Source organism: Nocardia sp. CA-107356, from assembly GCF_050946365.1.
Classification (GTDB): Bacteria; Actinomycetota; Actinomycetes; order Mycobacteriales; family Mycobacteriaceae; genus Nocardia.
In genome coordinates, this window is the sequence record NZ_CP191992.1 from 4,197,914 (window position 1) to 4,212,943 (window position 15,030).

Sequence of the window (15,030 nt, forward strand, 5' to 3'; positions counted from 1 at the left end):
CGATGCGGCTCGCGCACCGAGCGGTGGCCTGCGGCGGTTCGGCGTTGCCGCAAACGGCGCGACGTGTGGCTGCGCGGGGTGTGGCAGTCAACTGTGGATGGTCCGGTGCAGGACCGGTGGGCGTGCCGCCGCAGGCGCTTCGCGTCGGTTCGCAGCGCATCGGCCGAGCTGCATGCCACCGATGGTCGGCGGTGTCGTACGCGACATCGGTTCGGCTATGTCGGCGCGCCTACCGGATGGTGGCGGGCGGCTGGAGGACGGTGGAGCGGTCGGCGGGCGTGGAAGTGGGTGGTGGGCATGAGGAGTGAACACGCATCCGCCGTGCCTGGAAGCGGGTGGTGGGCATGACCATTGAGGACACCGCGTTCGCCACACCGCCGTCGGCTACCGACCGATTCGATCCGAGCGGGCCGCTGCCGACGGGGACGACCGTGCTCGAGGCGAGTGCGGGGACCGGGAAGACACATGCGATCGTCGGGTTGGCGGTGCGGTACGTGGCCGAGCTCGGGATCGATATTTCGCAGCTGCTGCTGGTCACGTTCAGTCGGGCGGCCACACAGGAATTGCGGGAGCGGACCCGGGATCGGTTCGTCGTGGTGGCGGCGGCATTGGCCGATCCGGAGGCGGCTCGCGCGCACGGCGATGAGTTGGTTCGGCTTGTCGCGCAGGCGGATTCAGCGCAGGTGCAGCGGCGCAGGCAGCGATTGCTCTCGGCGCTTTCGGATTTCGATGCGGGGACCATCGCGACAACGCACAGTTTCTGCCAAAGGATGCTCGATGAGCTCGGGTTGGCGGGGGAGCACGATCCGGGATCCCGGCTGGTCGAGACGATCGATGAGCTGATCGGTACGGTCGCCGATGACCTCTACCTGAACCGGTATGCCCGTGCCGAACCGCCGTTTTCGCTGAAGGAGGCGCATACGTTGGCGCTGGCGGCGGTGCAGGATCGGCATGCGGTGCTGGTGCCGACGGGGGCGGGACCGGCGGGGGAGCGGGTCGCGTTCGCCGCTGCCGTCCGCGCGGAGACCGAGCGCCGCAAGCGCCTGGCCGGATTGCGCGACTTCGACGATCTGCTGGTGCTGCTGCACGATGTGCTCGCCGACCCGGAGCACGGCCAGCGGGCCTGCCGTCGCATCCGCGACCGTTATCGGGTCGCCCTGGTCGACGAATTCCAGGACACCGATCCGCTGCAATGGGACATTCTGCGGCTGGCCTTCCACGGGCATTCGACCCTGGTCCTGGTCGGCGACCCGAAGCAGGCCATCTACGCCTTCCGTGGTGCTGAGGTGCTCAGCTATCTCGACGCCGTCGCGCACGCCGATACCCGCAGGGAACTCACCGACAACTGGCGCAGCGACGCGGGGCTGCTCGCCGCACTGGATCACCTGCAGGGCGGTGCGGCATTGGGGCACAAGGAAATTACGGTCTACCCGGTCGCGGCAACGCGCGGGTGGTCGCGACTGTCCGGCCCGGCGGAACTGACGACCCCGCTGCGAATGCGGTGTCTGCCGCGCACCGGGGCCGGCCCCTTGAACAAGTCGGGATTCCCGGCGGTCGGGCGCATGCGCGCGAAGGTCGCCGACGACCTCGCGGCCGATATCGTGCGGCTGCTGGAATCCGGTGTGCTGTTCGAAGCGAAGGCCGGATCGAGGCCGATCGGGCCCGGCGATATCGCGGTACTGGTGCGGACGCGATCCCAAATCGATGTGGTGCGTGCGGCTTTGGACCGCGTCGGCGTCGCCTCCGTACTTGCCGGTGGCACCAGCGTATTCGGCACCAGCAGCGCGACGGACTGGCTCTGGCTCTTGCGAGCCCTGGAACAGCCGCATCGCTCCGACCGGGTGCGGCTGGCCGCCTGTACACCCCTGCTCGGCAGCACCGCTGCCGAAATCGATAGCGGTGGTGCGGATCTGGTCGGCCGCATCAGCGCCCAACTGCGGGAAGCGGCCCGACTGTTCGCCCGCGCCGGCTTCGCCGCGGTGTTCGAAAAGATCTCCGCCGAAGCGAATCTGGCGCAGCGGCTGCTGTCGATCGAGAACGGCGAACGGGAGCTGACCGATCTACGGCATATCGCCCAACTGCTCGACCAGGTCGCGCTGACCGAAGGTCTCGGACTCACCGCGTTGACCCGCTGGCTCGGCGACCGCGTGCGCGATCCGGCCTCGGGATCGGTTGCCGACCGCAGCCGTCGTCTCGACCGCGATGCCGCGGCCGTGCAGATCGCCACCGTACACGCCAGCAAGGGCCTCGAATTCCCCATCGTCTACCTGCCTTTCGCCTGGGACAACGCGAAGAACCCGTACCCGCAGACCCTGCTGTTCCACACCGACGACGGCGCGCGCGTCCTCGACGTCGGCGGCCAGGACGCCTCCGGCTATGGCGAGCGCAAACTGCGCAGCGAAACCGAGGAGGCGGGTGAGGAACTGCGCCTGCTCTACGTCGCGCTCACGCGCGCGATGTGCCAGATCGTCGCCTGGTGGGCACCGGCGATCACCACGGCCAACGCACCCCTGCACCGCATGATCCACGGCCGCCCGGACGGCGGCGATCTCGTGCCGAGTAAAGCATCGGTGCCCGCAGATGCCGTTGCGGTATCCATACTTTCGGCTTGGGCGGCCGGTGCGCCGGAGGCCATTTCGGTGCAGGGCATCGACGGCACCGACGCGGTCGAGATCCGCCGAGTGCGCACCGAACTCCCGACCGGGGCCATCGCCGCGGCACAGTTCGCCCGCACCATGGACCTGCAGTGGCGCCGCACCTCCTACTCGGCATTGACCGCGGGGGCTCATGACGTGGCGATCCCGCAAGCCGAACCCGAGGATGAACGCGGCCCCTCCGATGAGCCGGGCACACCGGCACTGGCCGATGCCGAACCCGCTATATCGGATGCGGCCCCGTCACTGATGAACGCATTGCCCTACGGTGCGGAATTCGGGACCCTCGTCCACGGTGTGCTCGAGCGAATCGATACGGACGCACCGGATCTCGTCACCGAGGTGCACACCCGCTGCCGGGAAGCGACCGAGGAGCTGATGGCCGACACCGATCCGGTAGTCCTCGGCGAGGCCCTGCTCGCGGTCCTGCACACCCCACTCGGATTCGGTTGTCTCGCCGATATTTCCGGCCGGAACAGGCTCAACGAACTCGACTTCGAACTTCCGCTGGCGGGCGGTGACGTTCCGGGCGCGCACACCGTCACGCTGCGCCGCATCGCCGATCTTCTGCGCATCCATCTCCCGGCCGAGGATTCCTTGTCCGGCTACGCCGACCAACTCGCGGCCTTGGATGATGCTCCTTTGCGCGGCTACCTCACCGGCAGCATCGACGCAGTCCTGCGTGTCACCGAAGAATCCGGCGTTGAACCACGATTCGTGATCGTCGACTACAAAACCAACCGTCTCGGCACCGGCGACCTCACCGTCGAGCACTACACCCACGACCGCATGGCCGCCGAAATGCTGCGCTCCCACTACCCACTCCAGGCCCTGCTCTACGCGGTCGCACTGCATCGCTACCTGCGGTGGCGGCTACCGACCTACGAACCCGCGCGACACCTCGGCGGTGCGCGCTATCTCTTCGTGCGCGGCATGCTCGGCCCCGAAACCCCTTCGGGCCGTGGTGTTTTCGACTGGAACCCACCGGCCGCGTTGATCGTCGCATTGTCCGACCTACTGGCAGGGGAGGATCGATGACGTCGATTCAGTTGGCGCAGCGGGGGACCGGGCTGCTGCGCGTGTTCAACGAGGCCGGAGTGCTGTCCGCCGCCGACGTACACGTCGCACTTCGATTGGGACGCATGGGCCGGGAAACCTCGGACGAGGTGCTGTTCGCGGCGGCGCTCACGGTGCGGGCGGTGCGCTCCGGTTCGGTGTGTTTGGAACTGCACCGCATGCGCGAGATCGGCGTCGACGCCGACGAAACCTGGGACGCCGGTGCGGGTGTCGACCCGGCGACGCTGCCATGGCCCGATATCGACGCCGTTGTCGCGGCACTGCGGGTGAGTCCACTGGTCTGTGGTGGACCGGCCGGTCCCTTGCAGCCGTTACGTCTGGTCGATGCCCAGGGCATCCAGGATGCGGGTCCGTTGCTCTATCTGGATCGGTACTACCAGCAGGAGCAGACGATCCGGCGGGTGCTCACCGAACGTTCCGTACACCATCCCAAGGTGGATCCCGCCATTGTGCGCCGCGAGCTCGATCGGCTCTTCGACGCCCCGGTCGGTGCGGCCCCGGACCGCCAGCGCATCGCCGCCGCCCTCGCCGCCACACAGTGGACCACCGTGGTGGCGGGCGGTCCCGGTACCGGTAAGACCCACACCATCGCCCGCATCCTGGCCCTGCTCGACGCGCATCAGCAGGCGCATCCGAAGCTGCCCGTGCTGCGCATCGCGATGGCCGCGCCCACCGGCAAAGCGGCCGCGCGACTACAGGAAGCGGTGCGCGAGCAGGCCCGAACCCTCGGACTGCCCGAGCTCACCGCCGCCACCCTGCACCGGCTGCTCGGCTGGCAGCGCGGCCGAGCGACACGGTTCCGGTATCACGAATTCAACCGGCTGCCCTATGACGTGATCGTCGTCGACGAAACCTCCATGGTGTCGCTGACCATGATGAGCAGCCTGCTGGCCGCGCTGCGTCCGGACACTCGCCTGGTACTGGTCGGTGACCCGGATCAGCTCGCCTCGGTCGATGCGGGTGCGGTGCTCGCCGACCTGGTCGCAGGACCCGTTGCGGGCGAACCGAATCCGGTCCTCGAACAGGTGCTCGGTACGGAATCGGTTACGGCCGATGGCAATCCGGAGGCCCTCACCAGACTGGAGCGCACGCGTCTGCGCGGCGGCATCGTCCGATTGACCCGCGGCCGCCGATTCGGTGGCAAGATCGCCGAACTCGCCGTGGCCGTCCGCGTGGGCGACGCTGATACAGCGCTCGCATTACTGCGCGCCGGCGGCGACGAACTGTCGCTCTGCACCCCGGACGATACCGCGCCGGTCCGTGTCGATGTCGTGCGCGCTGCCCGCGAGGTGACCGCGGCCGCCCTCGACGGCGATGCCGCGGCCGCACTGACCGCCCTGGAATCCCATCGCCTGCTGTGCGCCCACCGCCAAGGCCCGTTCGGCGTCGAACGCTGGGACCGCATGGCCGCCGAATGGGCGGCCGCCGGTGGCGCGGGACCGGACTCGCACCAGGTCCCGTGGTATCCGGGGCAACCCCTGCTGGTCACCGCCAACGACCACGAGGCCCGCATCTACAACGGTGACACCGGCGTGATCGTGCGCATGGCCGACGGCTCCCTGCGCGCGGCCCTGCAGCGCGGCAGCGAACCATATCTGGTGCACCCCACCCAGTTTCCGGCCGTGGTCACCGTCTTCGCCATGACCATCCACCGCAGTCAGGGCAGTCAGTACGACACCGTCTCCGTCGTCCTGCCCGAACCCGAATCCACCCTGCTCACCAGGGAATTGCTGTACACGGCTATCACCCGCGCGCGCCGCCACGTCCGCATCATCGGCACCGACGACTCGATCCGCGCCGCCATCGATCGCCGTGTCCTGCGTGCCAGCGGCCTGTCTCGAATCCCGGAGCCACAGTGATCTCGCGCGCGCATATCGGTGTGACCTGGGGATCTCACGTTTCGCACGGCACCGGCGTCTACCCAGCGTGAGATTGCCTCCGTTCGAGGAAGTGGTGGCCGAATACGGCCCGATGGTGCTGCGTGTCTGCCGGGCCGTACTCGGTCCGACGGATGCGGCCGACGCGTGGTCGGAGACCTTTCTGTCCGCCCTGCGGGCCTATCCCGACCTCGACCCGAACACGAATGTCGAGGCATGGCTGGTCACCATCGCGCACCGGCGCGCGATCGATGTGGGGCGCGCATTGACCCGCGCGCCCGTCCCCGCCGAAACCCTGCCCGAACGCGCGGCGCCGAACGCCGACCCGGCCGGTTACGACCCCGATCTGTGGGACGCGCTCGCGGCACTGCCGCCCAAACAACGGCAAGCGGTGGCCTATCACTACCTGGCCGGTCTACCGCACGCGGATATCGCCCAGCTACTGGGGAATTCCACCGACGCTGCCCGCCGCGCCGCCGCGGACGGGCTCAAAACCTTACGCAAGCTCTACCCGAAGGATCGAATATGATGGCCACTATCGACCGGGATCCGGACGGCCTCTTCGACGGCCTGACTGCGAACTCCGCCGAAATTCTGTCCCACCTGCGTCGGCGGCTGGCCGCCGATGCGCAGACCGCCGGTCTGCTCGACGTCGCCTACCGCACGCTGGACACCCCCGTGGGCACCCTGTTGCTCGCAGCCACCCCCGCGGGCCTGGTGCGAGTCGCCTACCCCAACGAGAACCACGACACCGTACTCGCCACACTCGGCGAGCGGATCAGCCCCCGCATCCTCGCTGCCCCCGCTCGCCTGGATACCGTGGCCCGCGAGATCGACGAGTACTTCGCCGGTGCCAGAACACAATTCGACCTACCGCTGGACCTGCGGCTGACCGTTGGTTTCCGCCGCCAGGTGATCGAGCACCTCGGCGATATCGGCTATGGGCACCGGGAGAGCTATGCCGATGTCGCTGCGGCCGTCGGCAATCCGCGCGCCGTCCGCGCGGTCGGCTCGGCCTGCGCGCACAACCCACTGCCGGTGGTGATTCCGTGCCATCGGGTGGTGCGCAGCGACGGTTCGATCGGCCAGTACGTCGGTGGAATCGCCGCCAAGAACGCCCTGCTCACGCTCGAAGCGGCGTGAAAGGAGACCCGATGGAAACCCTTGCCGCACTGGAAGAACGAGTCGACGCACAACCGTGGAGCAAACTGCTCGAGGAGATCGACGACTATGGCTGTGTTCAGACCGGTCCGCTGCTGACCCCGGACGAATGCGCCGAACTCACCGCGATGTGGGACGATCCGGCCCGCTTCCGGTCGACAATCGATATGGCCCGCTACCGATTCGGCCAGGGCACCTACCGCTACTTCGCCGCTCCGGTCCCCGAACCGATCATGCGCCTGCGCGCGGCCTTCTACCGCCGCCTGCTGGCCGTCGCCCGCACCTGGGCCGAGCGGCTCGGCGACCCGACCCCATGGCCCGAGGACTTCGACGACTGGCTCGACGCCTGCCACGCCGCAGGACAGACGAAACCGACACCGATCCTGTTGCGCTACACCGAAGGTGACTGGAACGCCCTGCACCGTGATCTCTACGGCGAGCTGGTCTTTCCGCTGCAGGTCGTCATCGGACTGGACCGCCCGGGCATCGACCACACCGGCGGCGAATTCCTCTTGGTGGAACAACGCCCCCGCGCCCAATCGAAACCCACCGTCACCATCCTGGAACAGGGCCATGCCCTCATCTTCACCACCCGGGACCGACCGACCCCGTCGGCCCGCGGCTGGTCCCGCGCACCGATCCGCCACGGCGTCAGCCGAATTCGCAGTGGCCACCGACACACCCTCGGCCTGGTCCTGCACGACGCCGAATGAGATGTACATCCTGACCGACGCCAACGACCGTCCGTATCCGAGCCCCGCTCCGGGCCGATACGGCGGCCACCGGCGCGGCAAACTCTACGGCCGCCTCGACTGCCCCTCGGCCCTGCGCGCCTTGGCCCGCGGCCACTATCGCGCCCACCGCGTCTTCTTCGCCGACGAAGAAACCGCCATCGCCGCCGGTTATCGCCCCTGCGCTGTGTGCCTCCCCGCCGCGTATTCGGCTTGGAAAGCGAACTCCGGCATATGATCTCACGTTTCCCGGGTGGGGGAGCGTCTACCTGATGAAGCTCGACAGAGAGGAGCAACATCATGTCCGACACCTCCACCGCACGCCTGGTGCACGGCTCGACCCTGGGCAACCTGCTGATCGAAGCGAATCCGGCCGGTGTCACCCGGGTCGCGTTCACCGACCGCCAGCCACCGAGTCCACCGATGAAAATCGCACGGCGCGTGAACATCTCGAAGTCGCGGCAGAGCAGATCGATGAATACCTCACCGGTGAGCGCCGACTGTTCAGCGTCGCCATGGATTCGACGGGTATGAGCGCATTCGACCGTGAGGTTCTGCTGACACTCGAGGCGACCACCGGATACGGCTGGACAACCACCTACGGAGCCCTGACCCGCCAACTCGGCCGTACCCCCGCCGACGCCCGCAAGATCGGTGGCGCACTTGCGCGCAACCGACTGCTGATGCTGCTCCCATGCCACCGTGTCCTCGGCGCCGACGGCGCCCTGACCGGCTATGCGGGTGGACTACCCGCCAAGCGGGCCCTGCTCGACCTCGAATCGGCCGACCTGCTGTTGCCGCTGGGCTGACACGGCCGGACGAATGCGGGAATATCCGCGATCGTGATGTGATTGCATGGGGTCATGACGAGCGCGAAGTTGTTGGTCGATGCATTCGGTCGGGTCCGGGAAAACGTACGCGGCGCGGTCGCTGGGCTGCGGCAGGACGAGTTGGCGGCTCGGTTCGATCCGGACGCCAACTCCATCGCCTGGCTGATCTGGCACCTGACGCGAGTCCAAGATGATCACATCGCCGACGTTGCGGGACTCGAACAGGTGTGGACGGCGGCGGGCTGGGCCAAGCGATTCGACCTGCCCTTCGATGACGCGGCAACCGGATACGGTCACGGTGCCGCGGAGGTCGCCGAACTCGACGGGATTTCGGCCGAGCTGCTGTTGAGCTACTACGACGCGGTGCACGCGCAGACTATCGACTACGTCGCCGGACTCGCCGACGCCGACCTGCCCCGTATCGTCGACACCCGCTGGGATCCGCCGGTCACCCTGGGTGTGCGGCTGATCAGCGTTGTCGACGACGATATCCAGCATTCCGGCCAGGCGGCGTTCGTTCGCGGAGTTCTGCTGCGCCGCAGGTAGTTTCAGTGATCGTCCGGCGTCCGCCCGAGCAGCAGGTCGGCGGCGTGGACGATCACGTCCTGGCGGGTGCGGCCGTTGTGGTCTGCGGCCAGGAAGTGTTTGCCGACCGCCAAGCAGAAGGCGAGCAGGGCGCGGGCCTCGATTTCGTCCGGATCCGAGCAGATCGCGCCGAACAGTTCGCGCGCGTATTCCATGCGGTGGTTGTCCACCCGGCGTAGCCGTTCGGCGACCGCCGGGTCGCGGCGGGCCCAGTCGCGCACGGCGAGGTCGATGGGGAGGCGCTCGTCGGAGAAGGTGAGCAGGCCCGCGCGCCGGATCTTGGTCTGTGGGTCGCCGCCCTCGCGCTCGACCTCAACGCGGACCTCATCGGTGCTTTCGCGTTCCCAGGTGTCGAGCATTTCCGCGAGCAGTGCATTGCGGTCGGCGAAGTGTCCGTAGAAGCCGCCCTTGGTGACACCGAGCGCCTGCGCGAGGCTCTCGATGCGGACCGCGTCCGGACCGCCGGTCGACAGCGCCAGCAGGCCCTGCTCGATCCAGCTGCTTCGTGGGGTGCGAGTGACGGCAACCATACCTTCAGTATCGCCGACGGTGTTGACACTGCGGCGCTGCCCGCTACGATTTATATATACGGCGACGTATATTTGAAAGCCGTTGACTCATCAGCGAATTGCGAGGGCAACGGTGCCCTCACCAACGAGAGGGGACTGTGATGACGGTCGGATTCGTCGCCTTCCACTACCCGCGGCCCGAGCACTTCGACGACTTCGTAGCGCGGGTGCACAAGGTCGCGGCGGTCCTGCGATCGGTGCCCGGCTGCCTGTCCGTGGGCTCCTGGGTCACCACCGACGGTGACGACGACGCGGTGGTTTCGACGGGGCAGTGGGAATCCGCGGAAGCCTTCGCGGCATCGTTCGCCGCCGTCGCGGCGGCGGAGGTCGACGTCGCATTCGACGATCGCGAACACCGTCAGCGCCAGATCTTCGAACTCGCCGCCCGGTAGCGCGCGATGGACCATCGAGATGGAGGCAGAGCAATGCGGCTCCAGAAATCCGCGCACACCTCACGACCTTGGCGGATCCACGAGATCGCCCCCGATTTCCGGGTCGAGGATGTCTGGGCACTGCCGACGCCGGGCGGTCCGGACGACTTTCCGCGACTGGTGCGGCAGATGACCTCGGGCAAGAATTCGAGTGAATTCTCCCCTGTCTACCGCGCACTCTTCGCGATCCGCTGGAAACTCGGCGCGCTGCTGGGCTGGGATAAGGCCGACGCGGGGATCGACACGCGGGTGCCGTCGCTGCGCGATCGGCTGCCCGCGGACCTGCGCGACACGCCACCCGGACCGGTCTTCGAAGGTGCACCGTTCCGCTCGGTCTACCACAGCGACGCCGAATGGGCGGCCGAGATCGCCAACCGAACCATGCACGGCGTGATGCACATCGGCTGGGTATCGGACGAAACCGGTGGCTACCACGGCCAGATGGCCGTGCTGGTGAAACCCAACGGCCTACTCGGCAACCTTTATATGGCGGGGATCCTGCCGTTCCGGCACCTGCTGGTGTACCCGGCACTGATGCGTGGCATTGCACGCGGGTGGCAGGCGCGGAGCGGCGATCCGGTTGCGGGGTAACCGGATTCGATCGGACCAGGCGCTCGTCGGGCGGGCATCGGACTGGTCGGCAACTGGATCGAGCTGCGCCGCAGTCGATCTCGATGCGGGGTGGACGTTCTGAGTGAGGGTTGCACGTTTGATCGTCAGCTGCCCTGCGGGATGAGCGGGACGATGGCTTCGGCGATTTCGGTGACGTTATCGCAGGGGGAGAGTTTGCGAGGGTGCAGGCCGCGCGGGTCGTCTACCAGGATGTAGAGGGAGCCGGATTTCATATCGATATTGACGGTACAGCCGCCGGGGACGTCCGGGCGCGCCTCGTAGCGCAAAGCCTTGCGGCCGCCGATGGTGAGTTCGGTTGCGGTGGGGAACTTTTCGCGAACCTGGGTGAGGGTTCCATTGGTCGTCTGGACGCGGAATGTATACGTGCTCTGGGCGACGTACAAGCAGCCCTTCCACTGGAAGCCGCCCGTCGAGTCCTGTTTGGGTGTGGGAGTGCGGGCATTCCACTGGTGTGCCGTCAGGAACTCGGGCGTCAGCGCGGTGCAGGGCTCGAATGCGGCACCGGTATTCGGAATGCTCGACGGGGCAGTCGAGGGGCCGGACGTCGCCGGTGCGGTGGATGTCGAGGTGGGCGTCGGCGAGTTCCCTCCGCCGCACGCCGCGAGAACGATGGCCGCCGCTGTCAGCAGGCCCGCTACCGCCGGGGAATTCTTGACGCTGATACTCATACGCGGATCTCGCGCATCCGGCGGGCGAAGTCTTCGTCGGTGCGCTCGTAGGCGTCACGGATGGTCTGGAAGAGCGTCTGGATCTCCGTGGCGAGCGCGATGTAGTCGCCGATCGTGTCGTAAGCGTTGTTCGGGCCGCCGAATGCCTTCTCCCTGAACAGCTGCACCAATTCGATGGCCGAGGTCAGGCGCAGGTTGTCCTCACCGAGGCCCCATGTCGACCGCTCGCCGAGCGCACGCGCATCGTTCTGTGCCGAGGACAGATCGATGATCAGGTTCTGACAAGCCGCATCGATATCAATGAACGCCTGCGGTTCCATCCGCACCTTCAGCGCCCCGGTCTTCGCATCGTCGATATACCCGCCGAACGCACTGTCACCAGCCATAGCGGTCGCCCCTTCCACTAGTCCCGTCTGATCATAGAGACGCACGTGCCGCCGAGATGGTTCCATCGAAACACAGATCCGCCAACCCGGGCGTGCTACCCGACGTTCACGAAGCCGATGGCGCGCGCTGCTTCTCGACGACCGTGACAACCGCCTGCTGGCGCCGACCAGCGCCGGGCAGCCACCAATTCGCTCGCCCCATCAGCTTGACCAGCGCGGGCACCAACAGCATCCGAACGAGCGTCGCGTCGACGATGAGGGCGATGATCATGCCGATACCGAGGAATCGCATCGGCGTCAGCGGTGACAGCGTGAACGCGCCCGTCACGAGTACGAGCAGGGTGGCGGCCGCGGTGATCACCCGCGCGGTCCGCTGTGTGCCGATGCGTACCGCCCGAGCCGTGTCGGCACCGGCATTGTGCGCCTCGACCATGCGCGAGAGCAGGAAAACCTCGTAGTCGGTGGACAATCCGAAGACCACCGACACGATCAGCACCACCATGCCCGCGGCAAGCGGACCCGGGCTGATGCCGAGCGGCCCGGCGAGGTGACCGTCGTTGAAGATCCAGGTCAGCATGCCGAAGGTGGCGGCGAGACTGAGAAATGCCATCGCGACGGCCTTGAGCGGCAATACGATCGAGCGGAATGCCACCAGCAGCAGCACCACGGTCGCGGCCACCATCACCAGCGCCATCCACGGCATCCGCGACACGATCGAATCGACACTGTCCACGGTCGCGGCGGTATCCCCGCCGACCTGGAGTTCGGTCGCCGCAGGGGGATTCAGCCCGCGAATCGCCTCGACCGCCGCGACAGCGGTCGCACTACGATCCGGTGCCGTCAAAAACGCGTGCAGCACAACGAAATCCTCGTCGCGTCCGACCTGCAGCACCTGGCGTACTCCGACGACCGTTCCGATTTCGTGGGTGGCGGTTTCGACCGCCGCCACAGTCGGCGCAGTTCCGTCGATACCGCGCAGCACGGCGGTGATACCGCTGCTCGCGGCAGGAAACTGTGCGGTGAGTTCCTCGACGGTCGTGCGCATCGCGTTGCCAGCGGGCAGCGCCCGATGGTCGACATCGCCCAGTTTCAGCCCGAAAAGCGGTGTGGCAAGGGCGAGTAACAGGGCACCGACCAGCACGGTCACTATCCCCGGTCGATGCAGTACTACGTCGACCACGCGGCCCCAAAAGCGTTCGGTCCGTTCTTTTGTCCCGGCCTGCCCGATACGGGCACCGAACAGCGCCAACATCGCGGGCAGTACCGTGAGCGATAGTGCCGCGGCCAACGCCACTGCCGCGATCGCACCGAACCCCAACGAGCGCAACACCGCTTGCGGATAGACGAATGTCCCCGCGAACGCGCAGATCAGCAGCAGCGCGGAGAACGCGACGGTGCGACCAGCGGTGGCGCAGGTCCGTTCGATCGCCGCGGCGATATCGCGTCCCTCGGCGACCTCCTCGCGGAATCGCGTGACCAGGAACAGGCCGTAGTCGATGGCCATTCCGAGTCCGAGCAGTGAGGCGATATTCAGTGCGAACGTACTCACCTCGGTGCATTCGGTCAGTGCCCGGATCGCGCCCATCGAACCGAGTATGGCGAGTAGTCCAACGGCCACCGGCATTGCGGCGGCGACGGCCCCGCCGAACAGCAACACCAGGAGCAGCAGCGTTATCGGCAGCGAAATCGATTCCGCGACAACGAGATCATGCTCGGATTGGTGGTTGATCGCAGCGGCGAGCGCACTGTAACCGGACAACTGCGTCTGAATCCCCGGAACCCGCAGTCCCGCTTCGATATCCGGGTACGCGTGCATGCGGGCGTTATCGTCGCCCGCGGTGAACACCACGGCGAGGGCCTGCCGGTTGTCGGAGGAGTGTAGGAAGCCTTTGCGTGGCGGCACGCTGTTCCAGTATGTCTCGATCGGACGAGCCAGGTGCGTCGCATCGATCCGGCCGAGTGCCTGCTGCACGCGCGGTCCGATATCGTCGAGTGTCTGTCCGTCCGGCACGGTATACAGCGCGACCACATCCGGGTTCTGCGGCCCGAAGTGCTGTCGGACGAGTTGGTCGACCATTGTCGATTCGCTGTGCGGATCGCTGTAGCCACCGACGCTGACCCGGTCGGCGGTGCCCATGCCGAGCAGGCCGAGCAACAGGACCGCACCGACGACAACGGCCAGCACCGCGCGCGGATATGCGCAGACGAAGCGTGCCGAGGTGGTCATAGCATCACGTTCGACAGATCGCGCTCGAGCGTGCTGGCGATGTGATCCAGCAGCGACTCCAATCGCGCCTCGACGCCCTCGCCATTGCGGCACGACACCGTGATGTCGGTGGTTCCGCCGCACTCCGCGATGCCGAACAGCAGCGGCATGATCCCGGTGTGCTGCGGCAGCACCCGTACTGCCGTGGCGGTGAAATTCGGCCCGCTGAACTCGTCGAGTTCGAATCTGCCCGTATGCGAGAGGGTGGCCGACACGATATTTCGGCCCAGCCGCGACCCGGCCCAATTGGTTGCCCGCAGCACTGCCCGCACAACGAACGGCGGAAGGTGTGAAAGTCCGCCGTTGTCCAGCTGATTCAGCTCGCGGTTCTGTTGCAGTCCGATGCGCTTGTCCGCGTTGATGACCCGCCAATCCGCACCCGGCTCCACATCGAGGAACAGCGGCAGTGCAAGGTTGGCGGTGGAGCGTATGCCGGGTGCGTGCCGCCGCATGTCGACCGGAATCATGAAGCGGGACCTGGCCCCTGCCGCGGTCGCCAGCATGGCGGCGATCCGGGCCACGGTGCCCTTGCCGGTCATGGGAATGGACCGATGTCGGAGCAACCAGGGCGATGCCGCTGGATCCTGGCGGCCGGATCCGGCCGCGGACGGGAATAACGGAAGGACGAGGGGCGGTCGACCAAGCGCACCGAGTCGCGCGACGAGGTCGGCGTCCGTGGTGGGATCGGTTGCGCCGAGGGGTTCCTCGCCGCGCAACGCCCGGAAGACATCCATGGCCCACATGCGCACGCCCATGCCGTCCATCACGCCGTGGAAGACGCGGAACACGATGGTGACCGGATCGCCGGTCAGCAACAACACCTCGCAGGTACGGTCCGGGGTCGGCCCGATCGGGCTATTGAGGATCGGATCATCTTCCAGTGCCGGATAATTCAGCGAGCCGCCGTCCACGATCCGCACGTCGGCCGCAGCACCGCTGTCGACCCATTCCTTGCCGTCGCGCACCAGCCGGGATCCCGGATTCGCCGCCGACGCGATATCCACGGCCCGCTGCAATTCGGCTGCGCCGATGGGGCCCGAGCCGTGGATCGCGAGCTGCATCAGGAACGGGGGAGCCAGCTCGCGCGTCGAGAAGTACAGGCGCTCGGTGGGCGATATCGGGCGACGAAAGACGGTATCGGTGCTCATGATTGCCTCCGGAG

At 67.1% G+C, this 15,030-nt stretch carries 16 protein-coding genes; 11 read left to right on the forward strand and 5 right to left on the reverse strand.

Annotated elements, in window-relative coordinates:
• Nucleotides 1-344: 344 nt before the first annotated feature.
• From ACQP1G_RS18780 to ACQP1G_RS18820, 9 genes are all read left to right on the forward strand, one after another.
• Nucleotides 345-3,692: a UvrD-helicase domain-containing protein gene (locus tag ACQP1G_RS18780; RefSeq protein ID WP_433205848.1), complete on the forward strand. Its 3,348-nt coding sequence runs from the start codon at nucleotides 345-347 to the stop codon at nucleotides 3,690-3,692.
• Nucleotides 3,689-5,590 carry an exodeoxyribonuclease V subunit alpha gene (gene recD, locus ACQP1G_RS18785; RefSeq protein WP_433205851.1) on the forward strand — a complete coding sequence of 634 codons (1,902 nt, stop codon included), beginning with the start codon at nucleotides 3,689-3,691 and terminating at the stop codon, nucleotides 5,588-5,590. Before ACQP1G_RS18780 ends, recD begins: the two co-directional genes overlap by 4 nt.
• A gap of 67 nt (nucleotides 5,591-5,657) precedes the next feature.
• On the forward strand, nucleotides 5,658-6,137 hold the full coding sequence (locus ACQP1G_RS18790; protein ID WP_433205854.1) for an RNA polymerase sigma factor: 480 nt from the start codon (nucleotides 5,658-5,660) through the stop codon (nucleotides 6,135-6,137).
• Entirely contained in the window at nucleotides 6,137-6,751 is a 615-nt protein-coding gene (locus tag ACQP1G_RS18795; protein WP_433208631.1) for a methylated-DNA--[protein]-cysteine S-methyltransferase, read from the forward strand. Before ACQP1G_RS18790 ends, ACQP1G_RS18795 begins: the two co-directional genes overlap by 1 nt.
• Before the next feature lie 11 nt (nucleotides 6,752-6,762).
• Nucleotides 6,763-7,482: a 2OG-Fe(II) oxygenase gene (locus ACQP1G_RS18800; protein ID WP_433205857.1), complete on the forward strand. Its 720-nt coding sequence runs from the start codon at nucleotides 6,763-6,765 to the stop codon at nucleotides 7,480-7,482.
• 1 nt (nucleotide 7,483) lies between these two features.
• Complete coding sequence (locus ACQP1G_RS18805) at nucleotides 7,484-7,738, forward strand: Ada metal-binding domain-containing protein (RefSeq protein WP_433205859.1); 255 nt, start codon at nucleotides 7,484-7,486, stop codon at nucleotides 7,736-7,738.
• A gap of 62 nt (nucleotides 7,739-7,800) precedes the next feature.
• On the forward strand, nucleotides 7,801-8,034 hold the full coding sequence (locus ACQP1G_RS18810; RefSeq protein ID WP_433205862.1) for a hypothetical protein: 234 nt from the start codon (nucleotides 7,801-7,803) through the stop codon (nucleotides 8,032-8,034).
• The gene (locus tag ACQP1G_RS18815; protein WP_433205865.1) at nucleotides 8,031-8,309 is read left to right on the forward strand and encodes a methylated-DNA--[protein]-cysteine S-methyltransferase; all 279 of its coding nucleotides are present in this window, start codon (nucleotides 8,031-8,033) and stop codon (nucleotides 8,307-8,309) included. The genes ACQP1G_RS18810 and ACQP1G_RS18815 overlap by 4 nt, the downstream gene beginning before the upstream one ends.
• 54 nt (nucleotides 8,310-8,363) lie before the next feature.
• Entirely contained in the window at nucleotides 8,364-8,876 is a 513-nt protein-coding gene (locus tag ACQP1G_RS18820) for a mycothiol transferase (RefSeq protein ID WP_433205868.1), read from the forward strand.
• A 2-nt stretch (nucleotides 8,877-8,878) separates the two neighbouring features.
• Here the strand turns inward: ACQP1G_RS18820 and ACQP1G_RS18825 are convergent, their stop codons facing one another.
• On the reverse strand, nucleotides 8,879-9,445 hold the full coding sequence (locus ACQP1G_RS18825) for a TetR/AcrR family transcriptional regulator (RefSeq protein ID WP_433205871.1): 567 nt from the start codon (nucleotides 9,443-9,445) through the stop codon (nucleotides 8,879-8,881).
• 140 nt (nucleotides 9,446-9,585) lie between these two features.
• Here ACQP1G_RS18825 and ACQP1G_RS18830 point away from each other — a divergent pair, with 140 nt between their 5' ends.
• Together ACQP1G_RS18830 and ACQP1G_RS18835 are read left to right on the forward strand one after the other, a co-directional pair.
• A complete protein-coding gene (locus ACQP1G_RS18830) occupies nucleotides 9,586-9,876 on the forward strand; it encodes an antibiotic biosynthesis monooxygenase (RefSeq protein WP_433205874.1) in 291 nt (96 codons plus the stop codon).
• Between the two features lie 33 nt (nucleotides 9,877-9,909).
• Nucleotides 9,910-10,506 (forward strand): DUF2867 domain-containing protein, encoded by a 597-nt coding sequence (locus ACQP1G_RS18835; protein ID WP_433205877.1) that lies wholly within the window; start codon nucleotides 9,910-9,912, stop codon nucleotides 10,504-10,506.
• Nucleotides 10,507-10,631: 125 nt separating this feature from the next.
• Here ACQP1G_RS18835 and ACQP1G_RS18840 read toward each other — a convergent pair whose 3' ends face one another.
• The 4 genes from ACQP1G_RS18840 to ACQP1G_RS18855 all read right to left on the reverse strand — a co-directional run bounded on the left by ACQP1G_RS18840 (nucleotide 10,632) and on the right by ACQP1G_RS18855 (nucleotide 15,016).
• A complete protein-coding gene (locus ACQP1G_RS18840) occupies nucleotides 10,632-11,216 on the reverse strand; it encodes a DUF3558 domain-containing protein (RefSeq protein ID WP_433205880.1) in 585 nt (194 codons plus the stop codon).
• Complete coding sequence (locus ACQP1G_RS18845; RefSeq protein ID WP_433205883.1) at nucleotides 11,213-11,602, reverse strand: hypothetical protein; 390 nt, start codon at nucleotides 11,600-11,602, stop codon at nucleotides 11,213-11,215. Before ACQP1G_RS18845 ends, ACQP1G_RS18840 begins: the two co-directional genes overlap by 4 nt.
• A 106-nt stretch (nucleotides 11,603-11,708) precedes the next feature.
• Complete coding sequence (locus ACQP1G_RS18850) at nucleotides 11,709-13,829, reverse strand: MMPL family transporter (RefSeq protein WP_433205886.1); 2,121 nt, start codon at nucleotides 13,827-13,829, stop codon at nucleotides 11,709-11,711.
• Nucleotides 13,826-15,016: a peptide synthetase gene (locus ACQP1G_RS18855; protein ID WP_433205889.1), complete on the reverse strand. Its 1,191-nt coding sequence runs from the start codon at nucleotides 15,014-15,016 to the stop codon at nucleotides 13,826-13,828. Before ACQP1G_RS18855 ends, ACQP1G_RS18850 begins: the two co-directional genes overlap by 4 nt.
• Between the last annotated feature and the right edge of the window lie 14 nt (nucleotides 15,017-15,030).

Coding starts and splice junctions, on each gene's coding strand:
- ACQP1G_RS18820 (WP_433205868.1), top strand. CDS start 8,364: ATGACGAGCGCGAAGTTGTTGGTCGATGCATTCGGTCGGGTCCGGGAA.
- ACQP1G_RS18850 (WP_433205886.1), bottom strand. CDS start 13,829: ATGACCACCTCGGCACGCTTCGTCTGCGCATATCCGCGCGCGGTGCTG.
- ACQP1G_RS18810 (WP_433205862.1), top strand. CDS start 7,801: ATGTCCGACACCTCCACCGCACGCCTGGTGCACGGCTCGACCCTGGGC.
- ACQP1G_RS18845 (WP_433205883.1), bottom strand. CDS start 11,602: ATGGCTGGTGACAGTGCGTTCGGCGGGTATATCGACGATGCGAAGACC.
- ACQP1G_RS18780 (WP_433205848.1), top strand. CDS start 345: ATGACCATTGAGGACACCGCGTTCGCCACACCGCCGTCGGCTACCGAC.
- ACQP1G_RS18835 (WP_433205877.1), top strand. CDS start 9,910: ATGCGGCTCCAGAAATCCGCGCACACCTCACGACCTTGGCGGATCCAC.
- ACQP1G_RS18830 (WP_433205874.1), top strand. CDS start 9,586: ATGACGGTCGGATTCGTCGCCTTCCACTACCCGCGGCCCGAGCACTTC.
- ACQP1G_RS18825 (WP_433205871.1), bottom strand. CDS start 9,445: ATGGTTGCCGTCACTCGCACCCCACGAAGCAGCTGGATCGAGCAGGGC.
- ACQP1G_RS18840 (WP_433205880.1), bottom strand. CDS start 11,216: ATGAGTATCAGCGTCAAGAATTCCCCGGCGGTAGCGGGCCTGCTGACA.
- ACQP1G_RS18815 (WP_433205865.1), top strand. CDS start 8,031: ATGAGCGCATTCGACCGTGAGGTTCTGCTGACACTCGAGGCGACCACC.
- recD (WP_433205851.1), top strand. CDS start 3,689: ATGACGTCGATTCAGTTGGCGCAGCGGGGGACCGGGCTGCTGCGCGTG.
- ACQP1G_RS18795 (WP_433208631.1), top strand. CDS start 6,137: ATGGCCACTATCGACCGGGATCCGGACGGCCTCTTCGACGGCCTGACT.
- ACQP1G_RS18855 (WP_433205889.1), bottom strand. CDS start 15,016: ATGAGCACCGATACCGTCTTTCGTCGCCCGATATCGCCCACCGAGCGC.
- ACQP1G_RS18805 (WP_433205859.1), top strand. CDS start 7,484: ATGTACATCCTGACCGACGCCAACGACCGTCCGTATCCGAGCCCCGCT.
- ACQP1G_RS18800 (WP_433205857.1), top strand. CDS start 6,763: ATGGAAACCCTTGCCGCACTGGAAGAACGAGTCGACGCACAACCGTGG.